This window comes from Irregularibacter muris, from assembly GCF_024622505.1.
In the GTDB taxonomy this organism is placed as follows: Bacteria; Bacillota; Clostridia; order Eubacteriales; family Garciellaceae; genus Irregularibacter; species Irregularibacter muris.
The window spans coordinates 82727-102801 of the sequence record NZ_JANKAS010000011.1 but is presented as its reverse complement, the minus strand read 5'-3'; the positions used below and the strand labels follow the sequence as shown (position 1 = coordinate 102801).

General features: G+C 35.1%; 20 protein-coding genes, 2 pseudogenes and 1 other annotated feature (1 of these 23 cut by a window edge). Of the genes and pseudogenes, 5 read left to right on the top strand and 17 right to left on the bottom strand.

Annotated features, from left to right (window positions below; genetic code table 11):
• Positions 1 to 120, top strand: a binding site (T-box leader); it begins 138 nt to the left of the window's first position.
• A gap of 62 nt (positions 121 to 182) precedes the next feature.
• Complete coding sequence (brnQ, locus tag NSA47_RS11755; protein WP_257532216.1) at positions 183 to 1526, top strand: branched-chain amino acid transport system II carrier protein; 1344 nt, start codon at positions 183 to 185, stop codon at positions 1524 to 1526.
• A gap of 75 nt (positions 1527 to 1601) precedes the next feature.
• On the opposite strand, the gene NSA47_RS11750 is transcribed toward brnQ, so the two are convergent.
• The 3 genes and pseudogenes from NSA47_RS11750 to NSA47_RS11740 all read right to left on the bottom strand — a co-directional run bounded on the left by NSA47_RS11750 (position 1602) and on the right by NSA47_RS11740 (position 2623).
• On the bottom strand, positions 1602 to 2033 hold the full coding sequence (locus tag NSA47_RS11750; protein ID WP_257532214.1) for a YhfM domain-containing protein: 432 nt from the start codon (positions 2031 to 2033) through the stop codon (positions 1602 to 1604).
• 17 nt (positions 2034 to 2050) lie between these two features.
• Positions 2051 to 2137, bottom strand: a pseudogene (locus tag NSA47_RS11745) (helix-turn-helix domain-containing protein); the annotation flags it as partial.
• Between the two features lie 9 nt (positions 2138 to 2146).
• On the bottom strand, positions 2147 to 2623 hold the full coding sequence (locus NSA47_RS11740) for a DUF2975 domain-containing protein (RefSeq protein WP_257532212.1): 477 nt from the start codon (positions 2621 to 2623) through the stop codon (positions 2147 to 2149).
• A gap of 367 nt (positions 2624 to 2990) precedes the next feature.
• Here NSA47_RS11740 and NSA47_RS11735 point away from each other — a divergent pair, with 367 nt between their 5' ends.
• Positions 2991 to 3530 carry a prolyl-tRNA synthetase associated domain-containing protein gene (locus NSA47_RS11735; RefSeq protein WP_257532210.1) on the top strand — a complete coding sequence of 180 codons (540 nt, stop codon included), beginning with the start codon at positions 2991 to 2993 and terminating at the stop codon, positions 3528 to 3530.
• 73 nt (positions 3531 to 3603) lie between these two features.
• Here NSA47_RS11735 and NSA47_RS11730 read toward each other — a convergent pair whose 3' ends face one another.
• Positions 3604 to 3804, bottom strand: coding sequence for an alpha/beta-type small acid-soluble spore protein (locus NSA47_RS11730; protein ID WP_257532208.1), 201 nt, complete (start codon positions 3802 to 3804; stop codon positions 3604 to 3606).
• Between the two features lie 220 nt (positions 3805 to 4024).
• Here NSA47_RS11730 and NSA47_RS11725 point away from each other — a divergent pair, with 220 nt between their 5' ends.
• A complete protein-coding gene (locus tag NSA47_RS11725) occupies positions 4025 to 4939 on the top strand; it encodes a DMT family transporter (protein ID WP_257532206.1) in 915 nt (304 codons plus the stop codon).
• A 53-nt stretch (positions 4940 to 4992) separates the two neighbouring features.
• Here the strand turns inward: NSA47_RS11725 and NSA47_RS11720 are convergent, their stop codons facing one another.
• The 5 genes from NSA47_RS11720 to NSA47_RS11700 all read right to left on the bottom strand — a co-directional run bounded on the left by NSA47_RS11720 (position 4993) and on the right by NSA47_RS11700 (position 8755).
• Positions 4993 to 5175: a capping complex subunit for YIEGIA gene (locus NSA47_RS11720; protein WP_257532204.1), complete on the bottom strand. Its 183-nt coding sequence runs from the start codon at positions 5173 to 5175 to the stop codon at positions 4993 to 4995.
• 2 nt (positions 5176 to 5177) lie between these two features.
• Complete coding sequence (locus NSA47_RS11715; RefSeq protein ID WP_257532203.1) at positions 5178 to 6092, bottom strand: YIEGIA domain-containing protein; 915 nt, start codon at positions 6090 to 6092, stop codon at positions 5178 to 5180.
• Between the two features lie 175 nt (positions 6093 to 6267).
• Entirely contained in the window at positions 6268 to 7506 is a 1239-nt protein-coding gene (locus NSA47_RS11710) for an ABC transporter permease (RefSeq protein WP_257532200.1), read from the bottom strand.
• Positions 7506 to 8420, bottom strand: coding sequence for an ABC transporter ATP-binding protein (locus tag NSA47_RS11705; protein ID WP_257532197.1), 915 nt, complete (start codon positions 8418 to 8420; stop codon positions 7506 to 7508). The genes NSA47_RS11710 and NSA47_RS11705 overlap by 1 nt, the downstream gene beginning before the upstream one ends.
• A gap of 161 nt (positions 8421 to 8581) precedes the next feature.
• Positions 8582 to 8755, bottom strand: coding sequence for a hypothetical protein (locus tag NSA47_RS11700; RefSeq protein WP_257532196.1), 174 nt, complete (start codon positions 8753 to 8755; stop codon positions 8582 to 8584).
• Positions 8756 to 8983: 228 nt separating this feature from the next.
• Here NSA47_RS11700 and NSA47_RS11695 point away from each other — a divergent pair, with 228 nt between their 5' ends.
• Positions 8984 to 9868, top strand: a complete 885-nt coding sequence (locus NSA47_RS11695; RefSeq protein ID WP_373370325.1) for an SDR family oxidoreductase — start codon at positions 8984 to 8986, stop codon at positions 9866 to 9868.
• 477 nt (positions 9869 to 10345) lie between these two features.
• On the opposite strand, the gene NSA47_RS11690 is transcribed toward NSA47_RS11695, so the two are convergent.
• The 8 genes and pseudogenes from NSA47_RS11690 to NSA47_RS11655 all read right to left on the bottom strand — a co-directional run bounded on the left by NSA47_RS11690 (position 10346) and on the right by NSA47_RS11655 (position 19530).
• Positions 10346 to 10855, bottom strand: a complete 510-nt coding sequence (locus NSA47_RS11690; protein WP_257532192.1) for a YbhB/YbcL family Raf kinase inhibitor-like protein — start codon at positions 10853 to 10855, stop codon at positions 10346 to 10348.
• Positions 10856 to 11087: 232 nt separating this feature from the next.
• Positions 11088 to 11780 carry an SDR family oxidoreductase gene (locus NSA47_RS11685; RefSeq protein ID WP_257532190.1) on the bottom strand — a complete coding sequence of 231 codons (693 nt, stop codon included), beginning with the start codon at positions 11778 to 11780 and terminating at the stop codon, positions 11088 to 11090.
• Between the two features lie 182 nt (positions 11781 to 11962).
• Positions 11963 to 13459, bottom strand: a pseudogene (locus NSA47_RS11680) (alanine/glycine:cation symporter family protein).
• Between the two features lie 295 nt (positions 13460 to 13754).
• Positions 13755 to 15488: a sigma 54-interacting transcriptional regulator gene (locus tag NSA47_RS11675; RefSeq protein WP_257532188.1), complete on the bottom strand. Its 1734-nt coding sequence runs from the start codon at positions 15486 to 15488 to the stop codon at positions 13755 to 13757.
• A gap of 233 nt (positions 15489 to 15721) precedes the next feature.
• Positions 15722 to 16663, bottom strand: coding sequence for a siderophore ABC transporter substrate-binding protein (locus NSA47_RS11670; protein ID WP_257532186.1), 942 nt, complete (start codon positions 16661 to 16663; stop codon positions 15722 to 15724).
• A 220-nt stretch (positions 16664 to 16883) separates the two neighbouring features.
• The gene (locus tag NSA47_RS11665) at positions 16884 to 17639 is read right to left on the bottom strand and encodes an iron ABC transporter ATP-binding protein (protein ID WP_257532184.1); all 756 of its coding nucleotides are present in this window, start codon (positions 17637 to 17639) and stop codon (positions 16884 to 16886) included.
• Positions 17636 to 18586, bottom strand: a complete 951-nt coding sequence (locus NSA47_RS11660) for an iron chelate uptake ABC transporter family permease subunit (RefSeq protein ID WP_257532182.1) — start codon at positions 18584 to 18586, stop codon at positions 17636 to 17638. The genes NSA47_RS11665 and NSA47_RS11660 overlap by 4 nt, the downstream gene beginning before the upstream one ends.
• Positions 18583 to 19530 (bottom strand): ABC transporter permease, encoded by a 948-nt coding sequence (locus tag NSA47_RS11655; protein WP_257532180.1) that lies wholly within the window; start codon positions 19528 to 19530, stop codon positions 18583 to 18585. The genes NSA47_RS11660 and NSA47_RS11655 overlap by 4 nt, the downstream gene beginning before the upstream one ends.
• A 185-nt stretch (positions 19531 to 19715) precedes the next feature.
• On the opposite strand from NSA47_RS11655, the gene NSA47_RS11650 reads away from it, so the two are divergent.
• On the top strand, positions 19716 to 20066 hold the full coding sequence (locus tag NSA47_RS11650) for a helix-turn-helix domain-containing protein (protein ID WP_257532178.1): 351 nt from the start codon (positions 19716 to 19718) through the stop codon (positions 20064 to 20066).
• Positions 20067 to 20075 lie beyond the last annotated feature (9 nt).

Sequence of the window (20075 nt, the reverse complement as noted above, 5' to 3'; positions counted from 1 at the left end):
TAGGCTGTCCACCTTTATCTGGAACACGTATTATTATGTACGTTGTGAGAGTTATGAATGAATAATCCTTTATGAATTCATAGAACTAGGGTGGTAACGCGAGTTTAACTCGTCCCTTTTATAGGGATGAGTTTTTTTATTTGGATGAAAATAATCAAACAAAAAATATGGAGGTCTTCAATGTGGAAAAATTAAGCAGAAAGAATTTGTTATTTGTAAGTTTAATGATATTTTCAATGTTTTTTGGTGCAGGTAATCTTATATTCCCTCCTCAACTAGGGCAATTATCAGGAAGCAATATTCTGGTCTCCATGGGAGGATTTTTAGTTTCAGCAGTGGGTCTTCCTATTTTAGCTATTGCTGTAGTTGCCAAAGCCAATGGTTTACATGTCTTGGCCGGTCGAGTGCATCCAAAATTTGCTTTAGCCTTTACTTTATTAATCTATTTATCTATAGGACCCTTTTTAGGTATACCTAGGGCAGCCAGTTTGGCCTTTGAAATGGGAATTTCCCCCTTTTTACCTAGTACATTGGGGATAAGTAAACTGCCATTGTTAATATATACTCTTCTTTATTTTTCTCTGGCCTTTTGGTTATGTCTATCTCCTACAAAACTTGTGGATAGATTTGGAAAAGTTATAACACCTACTTTGTTAGTACTAATCACAAGTGTTTTTGTTTTTAGTATTTTCAAACCCCTAGGAGGATTTTCTGCTCCAGTAGGAGATTATGGAGAGCTCCCTCTACTGAAGGGATTTTTAGAAGGATATATGACCATGGATGCTATAGCCGCTTTAAACTTTGGCATTGTCATCTCCATTACCCTAAGGGAAATGGGCATAAAAAAGGAGCAAAATCTAGTTTCCAATACAATAAAAGCAGGGGCAATTGCAGGTCTATTTCTCATCCTTATCTATGGGATGCTTGCCTACTTGGGAGCTACCTCCCAAGCTAGATTTGGTGCAACTGAAAATGGCGCTCAAACCCTTACCAATGTGGTGTTTTACCTATTTGGTCACTATGGTTCAATTTTACTAGGGCTCATCTTTTCCCTGGCTTGTTTAACCACCTCTGTTGGACTTTTGACCTCTTGTAGTCAGTATTTTACCAAATTAATCCCTAAAGTCTCCTATAGGACATGGGTGATCCTACTTTCAGTATCTAGCATGATGTTTGCTAATGTGGGTCTCACCCAAATTCTTAAATTCTCAGTGCCTGCACTAACTGCCATCTATCCAATGGCCATTGTACTTATGTTATTGGCTCTAGTCCATAGATTTTTCCAGGGAAATATCTATGTTTATCAATTTTCCATGGTTTGTACGGCTTGCATAAGTATTATAGATGCCCTAGGAGAATTTGGGCTAAAGTTTGATCTCTTCAATCATTTGCCCCTTTATTCAAAAGGTTTAGGCTGGATAATCCCAGCAATTGTAGGTGCCTTAGTGGGATTCATCTATGGAAAGTTAAGGGATAAGGGCTTTGAAGAACAGTCCTTATGTGAATTAGAGAGCTTAGAAGCTTAACTCACATTTGAAAAAATTTAAGCAATTGGTAGGATAAAAAGGCTGGGATTTCTTTATATCCCCAGCCTTTTTATCCTATCGATTATTCTTTTCTTCCACGGGCAATATTTTTCTTAATTCTGCTGTGGCTTCCGACGAAATATAGAACACCTTGTTTTCATTTCCTGCATACATCAAAGCACTTTCTTGATCTGGATGACCTAAAAGCATATGTAATATATGGATGTCCCCATTTTCATACTCAATGCGCAGATCATAATTTGGATCTACTTTACTTGTGTTATTGTCCCTTTTTTCTGCATTTTCTACAATCTCTTTGAATTTCGATAAACTTTCCGGCTGATTTATAGAAGCAAAATACTCTTCATTTGTGCCTCCATATTTATAAAACTCTGATATAGAGATTTCCTTTATCTCTCCTAACAATTTCATTTCCTTTGGCGACTGACAACCAAAGAGAAGAGTTGTACAGTAAATAACCAATATCCCTAAAAGTAATTTTTTCAAATAATCCTTCCCTTCAATATGGTAATGCTTACTCTTTCTGATAGTTCTGTCACGCTCATTTTTCTCTTCGCCAACATCCCAGCAATATTAATGATAATCACCATATCATCACTCTATATTGTATAATCATTTTCATTTTTAATTTCCACTACCTTCATCAGCAATCCCTTAAGTATTGCAGCAAATACGGAAATGATAAATGCCACCAACATTATTCCCAGGCCTACTAAAAATAGTCCTGGATGGAGAGCATTATTCAAAAGAAGAAAAATCATACCTGAAATATATAAAAGGATTACTATTATGGCATATAAATTTATTGCCCCTAAGGATTTGCAGGCCTCTTCAGTAAAGGCACCATCCCTTTCTATTAGTTTAAGTAATTTAAAGGTATGGAAAATTCCTAAATAAAAGGGAGCACCTGTGATATAAAGCCCAATGAGTATGGGGTATCTCAAATGTGCATATTCTGGATATTCCACAGCAGAAAACTTTGCTATATCTGGTAACCAAAGTATAAAAATCAATAAAATAGCCATTCCAATTAAAATAATAGATATCCTTAAAGTATTTATCTCCCATTTTTGCATATCTTCACCACCTATATTATTTTATCTATAGTATAACAAAGTATGTTATTATTAGTCAATTGATTTTTATCGAATAACAATAAATAACGATGGTTAGGATATCCTTATTGCTTACACATAATGATAAATTATCTGCCCTACAGGTAGGATGATCCTATCCCTAAGAAATACTATGTACATTAGGAGAAATGAAGTTTTTTCGTCTACAAAGGGTATGATTCTATCCATTGATGGGGCATATTCTATGATTTGCAAAAAAGAAATCAATATGTTAATATATGGATATTAAAGTAAGTTTTGTAATTCATATAATTGTGTTACCATTGCAAAACAATAGGATGATGTAAAAAGGATAGGAGGTAGCAAAATGATAAACATTAGCGAAATTGTAACAACTATCCCCTCAGATGATCGCACCAAAACTGAAAAGACAGTATTTTCATTATTACAGAAATTAAATATTCCTTTTGAGAGAGTGGATAATGATGTGGTGGAGACCATGGAAGAGTGCGAAGAAATTAATCAAGTTCTTGGTACTGAGATTCGAAAGAGCATTTTTCTATGCAATAGGAAAAAAACCAGTTTTTTTCTCGTCGTAATGCCAGCAAACAAATCCTTAGATGTCAAATCCCTTGGAAGAAAAATAGGTGTCTCAGGTTTATCCTTTGCTTCTGGAGAATTGATGGAAAAACATCTTGGTGCTAAGCCTGGTTCTGCTTCAGTTATGGGACTTGTGAACGATGAGGATGATTATGTACAATTAATTATAGACAAGGAAGTCGCGGAAGCAGAGTGGTTTGGTTCTAATACGGGTATGAATACCAGCCATATAAAAATAAAAACCAGCGACCTATTGCATAAATTCCTTCCTCAAATCGGACATAAGGCTGAAATGATTGAATTATAAACCTGAATAAAGAATATTTTTATTGATTATTTTAAAAGACGTCTGCTGAGACGTCTTTTTTATCTTATTTATATTATTTTATCTTCTCATCATATTGAAGTTTTTCATCAATAATATTTTGTTTTCCCATTTCTATTAAATCCCTAACAATTACTCCTGTATGCATGGAAGCTAAATGATTGGGATCATCTACATCAAATTCATTGGCAAGTTCAATTTTAAATTTATCCAAAGCTTTTCTAGCCTCTGGGACAAGCAATTTATTTTTTGCCATAATAAACATCTCCCTTTTTATTGTTATGCTTATTAAATAGTATGGGAAAAATCCATGAAATTATCCTTAGTTTTGTTTTGGTAAATGATTTCATTATAGAGTAAAATAGCCTTTTACATAAAGTTCTCGAAGGTATTTTATGGTTAATTATGGTATAATTATCTTGAACATTTTCGCCTAATCGCTGTTCCATCTAGAATAATCAGTAAAGGAGAATTCTATGGAAAAAAAGGAAAATCATCTGATTTATTTATTGGCTATACTCTATGCTCTTATTACAGGCCTCTCATTTTTATTTAACAAGATTGCTTTACAAATCACTGATCCTATCGATATCCTCGCCCATCGTTTTACTGCAGCATTTATAGGTGCCTTAATCCCTATATTATTTGGTTGGATTAAATTAAGCGTTACCAAGGAAAAAATTAAAAAAATTTTACCTTTAGCCCTATTTTATCCCCTATTATTTTTCGGGTTTCAAACCACTGGACTTCAATACGCTACTTCTGCTGAGGGTGGAATATTATTGGCCTCCTCTCCTATATTCACTTTAATCTTAGCCTCTTATTTTTTAAAGGAAGAAAGCACTCTATTGCAAAAAATATCTATATTGATATCGGTAGCAGGAGTAATCTTTATTACCATAATGAAGAGTGCCACTTTGGACTTTCATAATATCCTAGGCATTATCCTTCTTCTTTTCTCCTCCCTATCCCTTGCAGGATATAATGTTTTAGGAAGAGTCTTAACTCAAGATTTTTCAAGTCTTGAACTTAGTATTGTCATGATCACCATTAGCTTTTTGTGTTATAATACCATCGCCATTGGAAAGTATATAATCCATGGAAATGTAAGCCAATATTTTGCCCCCTGGAGTAATGTGAATTTTATTCTCTCTATCATTTATTTAGGAGTATTGTCTTCCTTTGCAACCTCTTTAATGACTAATTTTATTTTATCTAAAATAGAAGCTTCTAGAATGAGTGTCTTTGCCAATCTGGGAACGGTAATTTCTATTCTTGCGGGAATGATATTCCTAAGGGAAAATATTTATTCTTACCATATCCTTGGCTCAATTTTTATTGTTGGCGGTGTAATTGGGACTAATTATTTTAATAAATTGAATAGGAAATAAAAAATCAAGGAGGGAGCTAAAAATATAATCCCTCCTTGATTTTATGCATAATATCATTTTTCAGTAATAATGATCACCCCATTGGAAAGTTCGTAAATACTCCCCTTTAGGGCTAGGACTAGCTCTAGGGCTATTTTTTCCTGATCTTCTTTGTCTGTAGCCTGAAAGGTAGGTACTCCGCCCTCTATAATTTTCTTTTGATCTAAAGTGACCATGGCCAATATTACTTTCCCCATATTTAACTCTCCTTAGTAACCCGTTGGTTTACTTTTCTAACGGTTTCTAAAATTGGAACATTAAGAATAGTTTCTTTTATTGTTTCAATATCCCTGACGATGGGTACCATCATTAATCCCACTCTAGGACTCTTGTAATCCCTTCGAATTATAGCGTATCTTTCTACTCCTAATCGCCTAGAGCATTCGTGTAGTATAGCATCCATCTGCCCCTTATGATTGAGTATTATTTTTTCATTTTCATTATCATTTTTAGGTTTTAAAATTATCCCCACTCCATTTTCCAATATACGTTTTCTTCTAGAGTATAGGCCTATATTCCCTACAGAAATATCTCCAACGTATAAATTGCAATTATCTCTAAACTCTAGAGGGGCTTCTTCAACAAGTACGATATCCCCCAAAGAATACCCTCTAGTATAGGTTTTTAGTAAGTATGCCATCCCAAGCCCCGCTACGACAACAACAATCAGGACAATGATAATACTCTGAATGTAATGGCTAAGTATAAAGGCTAATATTGTGGTGAGCATAGAAACAATGATCACGATGTAATTTCGTGCTTCAAAGGTCTTCGCTATTCCATCTATATAGGCTTCTCCTCTAGGTACGTAAGCATCCTTTTCTAAGGACTCTAAAGATTCTTTCTCCATCTTTCGGATATCTCTAAATTGTTGGATAGCTGTGGCCAGAATAGTTACGGCAATATAGTTTTTACTATGCAGTGCTGGATAGGCCACTGCTCCCATTGCCGCAGCAATAAAACCTGTAGTTAAATGGATTAAATATCCATTGGGTAAGGTTGGATATTGTCGTACATCACTTTTTAACATCCACATTCTACTAACAAATCCTATAACAATGCCCGTTACAATAAATAGAAACTCATAATTTTTTATCAGTTGATTAGGCTCCATGTATAATCTCCCTATGATATGCTTTTTGTTATTGTAAGTCATCTGGATAGATATTATACAATTTACCCTCTATTTGAACATTGTTTTTTATTCTTACTATATTATTATCAAAGCTTCTCAAAAGTTAAAAAATTTAAATATAAAAAGCGGCAATCGCCGCTTTTTATAAGGATATCTATTTTTGTCTTAATAGCTTAATTGCATTTTTCAATTTCACAGGATTTCCATACATGAGGGTTCCCAAACGATAAATCATGGCTGCAAAGCCCCCTATGATCCCCGTGGTGGCCACCAAGATCAGTAAAGATAGAATGATTTCCATATTGGAAACACTCCCCATAGATACTCTAACAAACATAGACATGAAGGAACTAAAGGGAATAAAGGAAGCAATTTTTAATACTACCGATTCTGTATTATTCATGCCCATCATGGTAACAAAAAATACCGCCACAAAAACGATCGTTACAGGTGTTGAACTGGCACTAATATCTTCTGTTCTAGATACTAAAGCCCCCAAAGCACCAAAGACAAAGGAATAAAGCAAGTAACCTAAAATACCAAATAGAGAAAACCACAGAAGAACACTTCCAGGTATTTCAAATATAAAGTCTAGAGCATGATCCCAAGCAGAGGCATTTAGCTTATAGACTATACCCCCTACGGCAATCACTAATCCAAATTGTATGACTCCTGCCAAGGCTCCCCCTAAAACTTTGCCAAATATCAAATTCCTACTATCGGTACTGGTGATAAGAACCTCCATGGTTCTATTGCTTTTTTCACTGGCTACTGAGGTAGCAATCAGCTGACCGTAAAGTATGATCATAAAATATAGACCAAAGATTAAAATATAAGTATAGGCATAATTACTAGCACTATCTTTACCTAAAACCATAGTTTCTTGCTCTATATTGGCATGAACAAGATCTTCAACATCCTGATAGTTTATACCTCTCTCCTCAAAACCTTGCATTCTATAGGCCTTTTTGAGCGCTTCCTCAAATATAAAGCTATTTGAGTCCATCATCTCGTTATTTTTAACCATATATTGATATTTAGTAGCAGATTCTATAATGTAACCTGCTTCTATTTTCTCATCTAATATATTTTTTTCTAATTGGTCCTGGCTATCAAATTCTACTAGTTTTCCACCGTCAAAAGATTTCTTTAAATCCTCTACCTTAGATATGGCATTATTTTTATTAATAAAGCCATAGGTTTGACTTAGTTCTTCCCCCTGCTCATCTATAGGTTGTTCCTCCTGGGAAGAACTGAAAAAAGTATCTTTTATCGTGGGTATAGATAACCCAATGGCCAAAAGCAAACAAATAATCACCGTGGAAATAATAAAGGTTTTGTTTTTCATAAAATGCATTAATTCAAATTTTAGTACAATAAAAAAATCTTTCATTATTTGTCACCTACCTTACTGACAAAAATATCTTCCAAGGTGGGCTGATATGTAGAAAATTTTTCAATATTTATGTCTGACTCTATTAGCCCTTTAAGTAAATCATTTTTTGTTTTATTTTCTAATAATTCTATGATTAAATAATTTTTCTTTTGATCTACCACTGTAGCAATCTCCCTGAGTTTATTTGAAATAACCCCTTGTAATTCACTAGGAGATAAATTCACATCACTTATGGTCAATCTGTTCATACCATATTTATTTTTTATTTCTTTTAAATCTCCTGTTAAAACAATTTCTCCTTTATTAATCAAGGCAATTTCTTCACAAAATTCTTCCACATAGTTCATTTGATGACTGGAGAAGATTAATAATTTATTGTCTTCAATTAATTCTCGAATAATATTTTTTAAAATCTGTGAGTTTACGGGGTCTAACCCACTAAAGGGTTCATCCAATATGATAATATCCGGATTACAAAGAAAGGTTTCTGCCAGCTGGACTTTTTGTTGATTCCCTTTGGATAGGGTCTCTAGTTTTTTCTCTTTATATTCTAATACTCCTAATCTTTCCAACCAATATAGGGTATTCTCCTTGGCAACCTTAGTAGATAGGCCCCTAAGTTTTCCTAGGTAAACCAATTGTTCAAAAACTTTCTTTTTTGGATATAATCCTCTCTCTTCAGGCAAATATCCTATCTGATGATTCTTTGCTATAAATTTTTCTCCATCCAAAAGAATTTCTCCGCTGTCCGCATTAAATAAGTTCATGAGGATTCTAATCGTGGTCGTCTTTCCCGCACCATTTCTTCCCAATAGCCCTAAAGCCCTTCCCTTTTCTACCGAAAAAGAAATGCCATGCAAGACTTCGGTATTTGAAAAGCTTTTATGTATATTCTTTACTTCAAGTTTCATAATTTCCCCCTTCTCCTTATAACTTTTTATTGACATGTATTTTATTATATCATAATTATCACAATTTTTAAAAACCTCTACCATTTTACGATAAAAATAATGTAAAAAAGGACGGAGTTGGTGACCGTTCTAAGATATGCCATCTCCTCCGTCTGCTATCACTAGATGATAGGATAATACTGTTCACAACGGGGATTACAATAATAGGGTGGTCGTGGTCCAATTTTAGGTAATTCAAAAGCCTTAGAATTTGCATTATATATAATCTGTACTCTTTCATTAGAATAATTGACTAGCAATAGGTTTACCCCTGGACAAGGTTTGTAGGTTTGCATAATTGTCACCTCCTTAGATTTACTATTTTGTATGTTCCCTTTCACTTTATGGCATTTTCCTTAACAAAGTGCCAGTACTAGAGATAGACTCTATCCTCTGAAATTACATACACCTCCCTGCCCTCTACTACATAAACTACTTAATGAAAGTTATATTTTTAGGAGGAGATTACTATGTCTCAAAAGGATCAAAATAACCCAAAAATGATAAACCATCAGGACTACCCCATGCACCCCAACTATGGGAAAATCACTCAATACCAAGACGTACCAATTACCGTGCCTGAGCAACGGCAATACCGTCAGCCTGGTGTGGAAAAACTCATGGTGCCAAGACCTATTATTGAAAACCCTCATTATAAAGGTAGCGGAAAGCTTGAGGGAAAAGTTGCCCTAATCACAGGAGGAGACAGTGGAATGGGTGCAGCAGCAGCCATTGCCTTTGCCAAAGAAGGAGCCAATGTAGCTATTGCCTATTTAGATGAGCATGAGGATGCCCAAAGGACAAAGAGAAGAATTGAACAACTTGGGCAATGTTGTATATTATTACCTGGTGATTTACGGCAAAAACAACAGTGTATTTATATTGTGAAAAAGACTATACAGGAATTTGGACAATTGGATATTTTATGTAATCATGTAGGCATTCAGTTTCAGCAACTAAGTTTGTTGGATATTACCGATGAGCAATTTGATGATACCTTTAAAGTAAATATATACTCCCATTTCTATACCACTCGAGCAGCCTTACCCTACTTAAAGGCAGGAAGTTCTATTATCAATACATCCTCTGTGGTGACCTATGAGGGAAATGATCAATTGATTGATTATACCGCAACTAAGGGAGCAAATATCGGTTTTACTCGGGCTCTGGCAAATAGTTTAGTAAGTAAAGGCATTCGGGTAAATGCTATCGCCCCTGGGCGAATATGGACCCCCCTTATTCCCTCAAGTTTCTCTGCCGATGTGGTGACCCAAGCGGGCAATCCCATGGAGCGCCAAGGGCAGCCCTTTGAAGTAGCTCCTACTTTTGTGTATCTCGCTTCTGATGATTCTCGATTCGTGACAGGCCAAACCCTTCACGTAAATGGTGGGCAAGTCATGCCATCCTAAATACTTATAATAAAAGAGGCGAACATTGTTCGCCTCCTAAAAATTAGATTGTACACCCTCTATCCTTGTCTTTGTTCCTGTTAGCCCCCCTTGAAGCCACATACCAGATTTCAGAATTCAAATATACTATTTTGCCATTTTTATAAGCTTCTGTTTGTTTAATAATGTCATTATTAAAAATTTGTTTTCCAGGGGTGCTTCTTCTTTTTATATCCGTTATTTGAATACAGCTTACCATAAACAAGATCAAGTGATTGATAGATTTACTAGTTTCTAAAAGATTCTGGGTTTCAAACAAATTAATAAATCCGCTACAGAGAGAGGGGATATTTGGTCGATTACTTCCAGACGAAATTGCAACGTAGAGGTCTTTGCTATTGTATATCTTAGCAGTAATCCATTTCGACTATATCCTTCATAGTCCTATCTGTAAAGGGTTTACCCTTTTCAAAAACATTAAAAGTATAATCTGTAATCTTATCCATAAAGACCTATTAATGTTGCTTTTGAAAGAATATGACCCCTCATAGCCTTTCTCAACTCATTATAATGGAATCCTTTTTCTAAATTGAGGACTCTGTCTAATGCATAGATAACAATTTCGTATTCATGCTCGCTTGACGGCGCTGGTCCACCAAAATGCAAAGTTAAATCCTCTGGAATATTTTCATATGGGCCGTAAGGGATTGACCAACTGTTCATCCCTTGAATAAAAAAATCTGCTTCTCTACTTGCATTCTCTTCTAAGCTTGTAACATTTCCCGGAATATTGCAAGCCAGCCAATGAACAAATGGAAACCCTTCTGAGTTGTCATAATCAATAAAAACAATGGCAAAGCTCTCTGTTCCCTCAGGTATACCTTTCCAATTAAGAGGAAACGACCTCTGAGGTATGCCACAGATAGTATTCCCTTCTTTTGATAGGTTTCCATATTCATCTTTAAATCTGTTGTTTACCAGTGCGGAACTATATAATTCAAATGTCATTTCTACCTCCCTCTCGTAGCCATGCTACGATAGATTTTTACTCCACTCATTTGAACCACTTCTTTATGTTTATGATATGATTTTTGATAGAGAGTTCTTGGGAAATACTACCCAATCACCGTTTCAACAGGAGTGTTCATCTCCTTTTTTACTTTTCATCACTTCTTGCTGCAACTGATATTTGCTGACCCATTCCACACCCAACTCTGCCCTGTGCATTACCGTGCTGTTCCTAATTTCTTATATTTTTTACCATTACTTCCTCAATAGACAGATTATTTCTGTATTTTGCATTTTCCATAATTATGTCAGCCATATCATCGGGGCTAATAAATTTATTAAAGTTATCAGGCTTTTCCCCTTTCCATAATTCCGTGGCCATATTTCCCATATAAACGCCCATGACACGGACATTCGTGTTTTCTAATTCTAATGCCAATGCCTGTGTAAATCCCGTCACACCATATTTGCTTGCACAGTATACGGATTCTGTGACGACAGGGCGCTTACCAGACATAGATATAATATTAATGATCTGACCTTGATTCCTTTTCTTCATACTACTTATTACTTGCTGTGTGCAGTAAATTGTCCCTTTTAGGTTAATATCAATCATTGCGTCCACGGAACTCCCATCGATCTTTTCTGCAAGATCAAAACGTCCTATTCCCGCACAGTTAATGAGAATATCTATACCTCCTACTTCTGAATAAATCAAATTGAATACCTTGTTCACATTTTCATTTGAAGAAATATCGACTACATAAGTATGATTTTCACCCGGTAATGATTCAGAAACTCTTGATAAATTCTCCTTTGATATATCAAGCAAAACTACTTTAGCTCCTTCTTCTGAATACTTCTTTGCAAGGCGAGCACCCAGACCACTTCCAGCACCGGTAATCGTAACAATTTTCTCTTTCATTATAAATTCAGCCTCCTAGTTTTAAATTTATGTTTTTTATAATACTCATTTACTCGTATATATCCAGTCTTCCTAGGAAATATCTGTTTAGAATACAGTCTCTTACCATCTAGTACATTCTTCCACCCTTTGGGCCTATGAATAGTCTGCAACCGTCTACTTTTGCTCCCTCAAGAGCATAATCAGATTATATTTTTAGCATTTTCAGCAGTAATTCTTTCTTTGTTTATATCTGCCCAAAGGTCTATGTTCTTAATATCTACCTTTGCTGGATCAAGGTATGGATCCTTTCCTGCCTTCTTCTGTGCCTCATAGTCCTTGAGTAACTTAACTACATCTTTGAATAAAATAAATATTAGGAATATATTTAACCATGCCATGAGACCGTTACCCAAATCAGCTGCATTCCAAGCAACTTCTGAAGTGGCAACAGAGAAGAACATATACGACCCTACTAATAGTATTCTGGCAATCAAAATGGTACTTTTACGAAATCGCTCACTTTTCTTGCCTAAGAGATATACTAATGAAGTTTCAGCATAGTAGGCATAACTTATAACGCAAGTAAAGGCAAATAAGAAAACGAAGATGCCAATCAAAATCCTGCCAGCTCCTGGAATGAAAGTATTAACAGCTTCTTGGGCAAATGCTACGCCGTACTGATCAGTTTCAAATAATCCAGCCATAGAAGCCGACCCAGAGCCGATGTAGCCATTAACTGTATTAAAGCAGTCTGTTACCAAGATCATCAGTGCAGTACAAGTACACACTAAAAGATTAATATAGATACCAAAGGCGTTTGATAACCCTTCTTTAATCGGGTGACTAGACTCAGCTGCCGCTGCAGCAGGAGTCTGCTCACCTAAACCAGCTCCGGTAGAAAAGGTGGCTCGTCTGACACCCCATGCAAAAGCACTGCCCATCATGCCGCCAAATGCAGCTGTACCATTAAAAGCAGATGTAAAAATCCAGCTCAACACTTTGGGAATTTCTGTAAAATTGAACCCTAATACAATGATAACTAACCCAAAGTAACCAAATACCTTAAGGGGAATGAGAAAATTAGAAACCTTTCCGATCCGCTTGATTCCACCTAAGACAATAATGCCTAGCACTATCCCGAGGGTTACTCCAGTATACAAAGGGGGAATATTTAATCCATTGTACATAGCTTCACTAATCATGTTGGACTGTATAGCTGGCACTAAGAGTGTAACTGTAAAAGCAGTAACTCCGGCGAAGAGAACGCCAAACCATTTTCAGTTCTTTGCTCCAACCGCGCAGTACGCAGCTCCTCCACGGTACTCATCGTCTATTCTGACTTTGTATAACTGCCCCAATGTACACTCAACCAACGATGTCGCGGAAAGAAGAATGGTTGTAATCCACATCCAAAACACAGCACCTGGACCTCCCATATAGATCGCCATTGCAACCCCCGCTATACTACCAGTACCGATCCTAGTAGACAGGGCAACCCAAAATGCAGAAAGTGAGGATATGCCACTATCTGAACTTTTACCCCCTAGTATATTTTTCAGCATATCTTTTATTAAGCGGACTTGGACAAACCTTAATCTGATAGTAAAATACAAGCTACAGCCTACGATAAGAATGATTAAAGGTGTTGACCAAATATAGCCATTTAGAAACGTAATAATGTTACCAATTAATTCCATTCTCTTTGAACCTCCTTTATGATTTGTTTTGTGCTGCATGTTTTAGGTTTGCACAGATATAACTATTGCAATTACCATACCAAGTTGTCGAATTATTTTAGTAATCCCCATAAGGTGTGATTATTTCAGGCTGTTTAAATAAAAAAATACGAATCTAGAATTTCATCTAGACTCGTATTTCTTTATACTTTGTGCAATATTTCACAAAAATAGCTGTATTCATCTACTTCACTCCATCTTATCTACAAGATTCGTGTTTTGTGCATTATTTCACAATATGTGACAAAATGCACAATCAATTGAACTTTACCTCAATATTATGCCTTTTCAGCTTTCTGGATACTGTACTTCGATCAATTTTCAATATTTCTGCCATCTCAGTTGTATTTTTTGAATTCCGCATTGCATCTATTAATAATTCCTTCTCTATTGAATCGATAGCTTCCTTCATGGAATTAAAACCTAGGATACTAGTCGTAGGCAGGTTATTATTCATATTATTATCATGGTTGACAATATTGCTGGGAAGATCTTCTTTTGATATTTCAACAGAATCAGTTGTGATTATTAAATATTCTATAACATTTTCCACTTCTCTCACATTGCCAGGCCAATTATAGTTTATTAAATATCGTAATGCGACACAATCCACATACTTATTTAATTTGTATTTTTTATTGAATAGATTTAGGCAATTTTCAACTAACGGTTTTATATCCTCCCTTCTCTCCTGAAGTGTTAAAATTTTTATGGGAAAAACATTCAGCCGAAAATATAGATCTTGTCTAAACTTTTTTTGCTGAACCATTTCTTCTAAATCTCTATTTGTAGCAGCAATAATCCTAATATCTACAGGTATAGTTTTTTTTCCACCCACTCGGACAATTTCTTTATCCTGTAGAACACGGAGTATTTTCGACTGCAGATTAAGCGGTAATTCCCCGATTTCATCCAGAAAAAGAGTCCCCTCATTTGCCAGTTCAATTAAGCCAATTTTTCCCTCCTGTTTTGCTCCCGAAAAAGATCCCGGTTCGTATCCATACAGTTCTGACTCTAACAGATGCTCTGGTATAGATCCACAATCTATTTTAATAAAAGGTCCATTCTTACGTTCGCTGTTATTATGAATCAGCTTGCTTAATTCTCCTTTTCCAACACCTGATTGTCCCTGTATTAAAACTGTAGTGTCAAATTTAGCAACTCTTACTGCCAAATTAATAACCTTTTTCATTTCATTACTATGGGCAATTACCTTATCCGTTTTTTTCTGTTCCCACCTCAAAAATTCAAGTTCAGTCTGATATTTCTTAGCAAGCTTTTTCATTTCATTCAGTTCACTCTTGATTTGATTAAAGTCATTAATATTTTCGCTGACTCTAATAATACCTCTATTGGAACTACATTCTTGAGATACGGAAATTTCCTTTCTCTTTTGAATGTTTTGTATTACATTTATATACTCTCCTTTTACAGTATTCTCTGAAAATGACTCACTTTCCACAATAGTATCATCTATATAATTACATTGATTATTAATGCTTAACGTCGTTCCTTTATCCACGGTGATATAAATTCCATCATAATTTGATTCAATGATTGTGAAAAAATTTTTCTTGAGATGATCAAAGTTAATTTCTTTATCTTCATCAAGAATACTTTTCAGATTCATTTCTACAAACTGCATATATTCTTTGCTAGGCAAATAGGTTTTTTGAGTAAATTTATTTACAAACCCAATATAATTTCCATTCACATCTACAATTGGTAAGATCAATTGATTGGAATTCTTGAAACTAAACACATTTTGATATTCACCAGCCACTATGATATCTTTATACATTAAATCATTTATGTTTATACTTCTACTTGTGTTTCCTAAAAGTACAAACAAATCCAATATCCCGACTACTCTTAGATTTTCAACCACCGGCAATTGAATTGTCTTACCAACATTAAATACATAAATCACTTTTTCCTTACTTTTTTCATTAATATCTATATATAACTCTTTTTCTAATGCAGTTAACAAAGTTCTGTCCTCCTCACATATGCCTAGGGTAGATCAAAAATCACACAACAAATTTTTTGGCTCTTTAAATACTATTCTATAAAAGTAATTCTTCATAATCCTATTATATCTGTTTCTAAATTTCCGTCCAGTAAATCATAGAGTAGAAAACTCATTATAATAAGAAATGGGAAGGTTGCCCGATCCCAAAGGAAGACATAGGATAAATAAAAGAGGCGAACATTGTTCGCCTCCTAAAAATTAGATTGTACATCCTCTATCATTGTCTTTGTTCCTGTTAGCCCTCCTGAAGCCACATACCAGATTTCAGAATTCAAATATACTATTTTGCCATTTTTATAAGCTTCTGTTTGTTTAATAATGTCATTATCAAAAATTTGTTTTGCAGAGGTGCTGCCACCAGTTACAGCAGCCCTATCCACGACAAATACAACATCAGGATTTTTCTCTAAGATATATTCAAAGGTTATGCTTTGACCGTGATTGCTTACTTCTATCCCCTTATCTACGGGAATAAATCCAAATTCTCTATGGATAATACCAAATCTTGATCCTTCTCCATAGGCACTAATCATTCCATCATTAGCTAAAACAATTAAAGCATTTTTTTCACTATCCACTACTTCTTGGTTTAACTCTTGGATAGCATCATTGATGTTTGCTAGTTCTTGTTCTACAAATTCTTCCTTATCAAATATTTCTCCCAAAATTTTTGCATTTTTGATCACTGATCCCATATAATCTGCTCCGTCTACTTCCATATAAACCGTTGGAGCAATTTTTTCAAATTCTTCATAGGATTCTGCCTGTCTTCCTGAAATAAATATGATGTCTGGTTGAAGCTCAAATATTTTTTCAAAATCAGGTTCCTTTAAAGCTCCCACATTTTCATACTTGTCATCATTAAATTTTTCCAATGAAGAAGGTATGTTGGCCTTTGGCAGTCCTACTATTTCTACATTCATTTTGTCTAAGGAATCCAATGTACCATAGTCAAAAACCACTACTCTTTTGGGATTTTTATCTACCTTAGTTTCTCCTAAACTATGCTGAATGGTTATGGTATCTGTGCTCTCCTCTGCATTTCCCTTTTCCTTTGTGGTCCCGCAGGCAGTAAATAATAAAATACTAAAAATTAACAATACTGATATCAGTAAACCTTTTCTTTTTGTCATTTTCTTCACCCTATTCTTAAATTTTTCTTTAGTAACTTGTTGTACTGGTTAAATTCCGATTTGCCGCAGTTCTCCGGCTAAGAGTTTGTAAATTGGCTACCTAGGACACGCCTGCAACTCGCTATGCTCAAACACTTGACTTAAAACGCCTGTCTAGCTTCTTGAGCATTCTCTAAGCCTCTACACAAAGCAAACTCTCCATTTAATTAGTACAACAGATCTAGTAATACACGCAAATTCTACTGTTTTCTATGTTTTCTATACTAAATTGCATTTCATAAATTTCCTCTAATACCTCCTTGTCAATAATCTCATAGGCCTCTCCCTCATTGGCTATTTTTCCATCCTTTAGGGCTACAATATAATCTGAATAGCAGGATGCAAAGTTAATATCATGGATAACGATGACTACTGTCTTTCCCAGATCATCCACCAACTGTCTCAAGGTTTTCATAATATCTACTGAATGCTTCATATCTAGATTATTCAGGGGTTCGTCCAAGAGAATATACTCTGTATCCTGGGCGATAACCATGGCGATATAGGCTCTTTGTCTTTGCCCACCACTAAGCTCATCTAAATATTTATCCTCAATATCCTCCAATTTCATATATCCTATGGCCTCATCCACAGCTTGCCAATCCTTAGCAGTCATTTTCCCTTGACAATGGGGAAAGCGACCAAAGACCACAAGTTCTCTAATGGTCAGTCTAATATTCATATGATTTGTTTGCTTTAAAATAGATATTTTCTTAGCCAGCTCCTTACTCTCCCACTGACCAATTTCCTGATTATCTATAAAAACTTCTCCTCCATCTTTACTAATCATTCTACTAATCATGGATAGCAAAGTGCTTTTTCCTGCTCCATTGGGTCCAATGAAGGAAGTGATCTTTCCCTTTTCTATTTCTACGCTGACATGATCTACTACATTTTTACAACCATATTGTTTGATAACATCCCTTACCTCTATCAATTTTTTCCCTCCTTGAATAATAGGTAGATAAAATAAACGCCTCCAATAAAATTGATGATTACGCTTATGGGTGTACTGAACTTCATTATTCTTTCAGCCATCAACTGTCCCCCTACAAGAGCGATAGAACCTACCAACATGGATCCTACAATCAAATATTTATGTTTATAGGTCTTTAAAAATTCTCGGGTGACATTGACCACCAATAACCCTAAAAAAGTTATGGGTCCTACTAGAGCTGTAGATACAGACACTAAGATAGAAATGACCATGAGCATGGTCTTTACTGTCTTGTCATATTCCACCCCAAGGTTAATGGCATTTTCCCTTCCTAGGGATAGAACATCTAAAGCCTTTAAATGCTTATAAGTGAATACTAGGGCCACCATTACCCCCACTAGGGCTAGACCTAAAATATTGGTGTTGATATTATTAAAACTGGCAAACATCTTATTTTGCACAATCATAAACTCATTGGGATCTATTAACACCTGCATGAAGGATGATAAGCTTTGAAAAAAGGTTCCAAATACCAATCCTAGGAGAAGAAGAAAAAATATATTATTCCCTTCTCTTTTAAAAAGTAATTTAAACAATAGCACTGAAAATAAAGCCATTAAACCCACAGATAGGACAAAATTAAAACTGCCTCCTACCTTAGCTAGAGTGCTGGAACCAAATACAAATACCATAAAGGTTTGTATGAACATATATATAGAATCCAGTCCCAATACGCTAGGGGTTAATATTCGATTATTCGTAATGGTCTGAAATATTGTAGAAGAAAAAGCTATAGAACTCCCTGTCAGCAGTATGGCAATGATTTTGGGTATACGTTGGGATAGGGCATATTCAAAGTTTCTACTATTCAATCCTATGAACATAAACAGGGCTATCAAGATCAACAAAAGGATACCAAGGAAAACAATTTTCTTTTCTATTTTCATTGTGCATTCCTCCTAACAAGGAGATAAAGGAAAATAAAGCTTCCTATCACTCCCACAGTAAGACCAATGGAAATTTCATAGGGGAATATGAGTAGTCGTCCCAATATATCGCAAAACAAAAGAAATATTGCCCCAAATAAAGCCGTAGGGAAAATATTTTTCTTTAGGTTATCTCCCTGGTACATCGTCACGATATTGGGAATAATCAACCCTAAAAAGGGTATCTTCCCTACGGTAATCACCACTAAGGAGGAGATTAAGGCTACGATGGAAATTCCCAAATTTACAATAGTATTGTAGTTTAATCCTAAATTTGTGGAAAAGTCCTCCCCCATGCCAGCCAAAGTAAACTTATTGGCATAGATATAGGCCACCAGGACAAGGGGAATGCTTAAATATAAAAGCTCATATCTTCCCTTGATAATCATTGAAAAGTTCCCCTGCATCCAAGAGGATATATTCTGTACAAGATCATATCTATAGGCAAAAAAAGTTGTAATAGAATCAATGATATTGCCCAGCATAATCCCCAAAAGGGGAACCATAACTACATTTTTATACTTTATTCTTTTTAAAATCCCCATAAATAAAAAACTTCCCCCTAGGGCAAAAATGAAGGATATGGTCATTTTACTAAAAGTATTTGCCCCAGAAAATAAAATAAGAGAAACCAAAATACCTAGCTTAGCTGAATCTATAGTTGCTGCTGTGGTAGGAGATACAAACTTGTTTTGGGATATTTGCTGCATAATTAGACCACTTATACTCATTCCCATACCGGCTACAATAATACTGATCAGCCTTGGTATCCTCGCCAGGATTAATATTTGAATTTTATCCTCTCCCAAATGAAAGATATCTAGAGGAGAGATTTCCTTTACGCCTATAAATAGTGAAGCAATAGATAATACAAATAGTGATAATCGTAAGTATTTCCTTTTCATCATGTCTCCCCTACACCGTTCCCTTCATTGACTGCTATGGGTAAATTTTGATATAATAAACAACATTGTTGAGATTGATAATTATTATCAATATACCAAGATTATCATTTAGAATATGAAACTTCTTAAATATATTTATATTTTTATAACTATATTTAGGTGTTTTTGAAAAGGAGAGGTTTTATTTGGGTAGGAGAAAAGCCATGGATGAGGTTCCTTTTAGCTTTCATGTAAGAAGGGCTATGCATTATACAGTAAAACATTATAAAGAACCTTTGACCTTGGATAAGTTGACCCAGTATTTAGGGATCAACAAATGTTACTTCTGTGATTTATTTAAAAAGGAAACCAAGAAAACCTATTCTCAGTTTCTCAACGAGGTCAGGGTAGAAAATAGTAAAAGATTGCTGCTCCATACCAATCTATCTATATTAGAGATAGCCCTTTCTGTAGGCTATAATAACCAAAATTATTATAATATGTCCTTTAAAAAACTTACCGGTACTACACCCCTCAAGTATAGAAATAGAGCATAATAAAAAGGT

Coding starts and splice junctions, on each gene's coding strand:
- NSA47_RS11720 (WP_257532204.1), bottom strand. CDS start 5,175: ATGGGGAAAGTAATATTGGCCATGGTCACTTTAGATCAAAAGAAAATT.
- NSA47_RS11660 (WP_257532182.1), bottom strand. CDS start 18,586: ATGAAAATAGAAAAGAAAATTGTTTTCCTTGGTATCCTTTTGTTGATC.
- NSA47_RS11715 (WP_257532203.1), bottom strand. CDS start 6,092: ATGGAGCCTAATCAACTGATAAAAAATTATGAGTTTCTATTTATTGTA.
- NSA47_RS11725 (WP_257532206.1), top strand. CDS start 4,025: ATGGAAAAAAAGGAAAATCATCTGATTTATTTATTGGCTATACTCTAT.
- NSA47_RS11710 (WP_257532200.1), bottom strand. CDS start 7,506: ATGAAAGATTTTTTTATTGTACTAAAATTTGAATTAATGCATTTTATG.
- NSA47_RS11740 (WP_257532212.1), bottom strand. CDS start 2,623: ATGCAAAAATGGGAGATAAATACTTTAAGGATATCTATTATTTTAATT.
- NSA47_RS11705 (WP_257532197.1), bottom strand. CDS start 8,420: ATGAAACTTGAAGTAAAGAATATACATAAAAGCTTTTCAAATACCGAA.
- NSA47_RS11685 (WP_257532190.1), bottom strand. CDS start 11,780: ATGAAAGAGAAAATTGTTACGATTACCGGTGCTGGAAGTGGTCTGGGT.
- NSA47_RS11690 (WP_257532192.1), bottom strand. CDS start 10,855: ATGACATTTGAATTATATAGTTCCGCACTGGTAAACAACAGATTTAAA.
- NSA47_RS11735 (WP_257532210.1), top strand. CDS start 2,991: ATGATAAACATTAGCGAAATTGTAACAACTATCCCCTCAGATGATCGC.
- NSA47_RS11700 (WP_257532196.1), bottom strand. CDS start 8,755: ATGCAAACCTACAAACCTTGTCCAGGGGTAAACCTATTGCTAGTCAAT.
- NSA47_RS11670 (WP_257532186.1), bottom strand. CDS start 16,663: ATGACAAAAAGAAAAGGTTTACTGATATCAGTATTGTTAATTTTTAGT.
- NSA47_RS11695 (WP_373370325.1), top strand. CDS start 8,984: ATGCACCCCAACTATGGGAAAATCACTCAATACCAAGACGTACCAATT.
- NSA47_RS11730 (WP_257532208.1), bottom strand. CDS start 3,804: ATGGCAAAAAATAAATTGCTTGTCCCAGAGGCTAGAAAAGCTTTGGAT.
- NSA47_RS11655 (WP_257532180.1), bottom strand. CDS start 19,530: ATGAAAAGGAAATACTTACGATTATCACTATTTGTATTATCTATTGCT.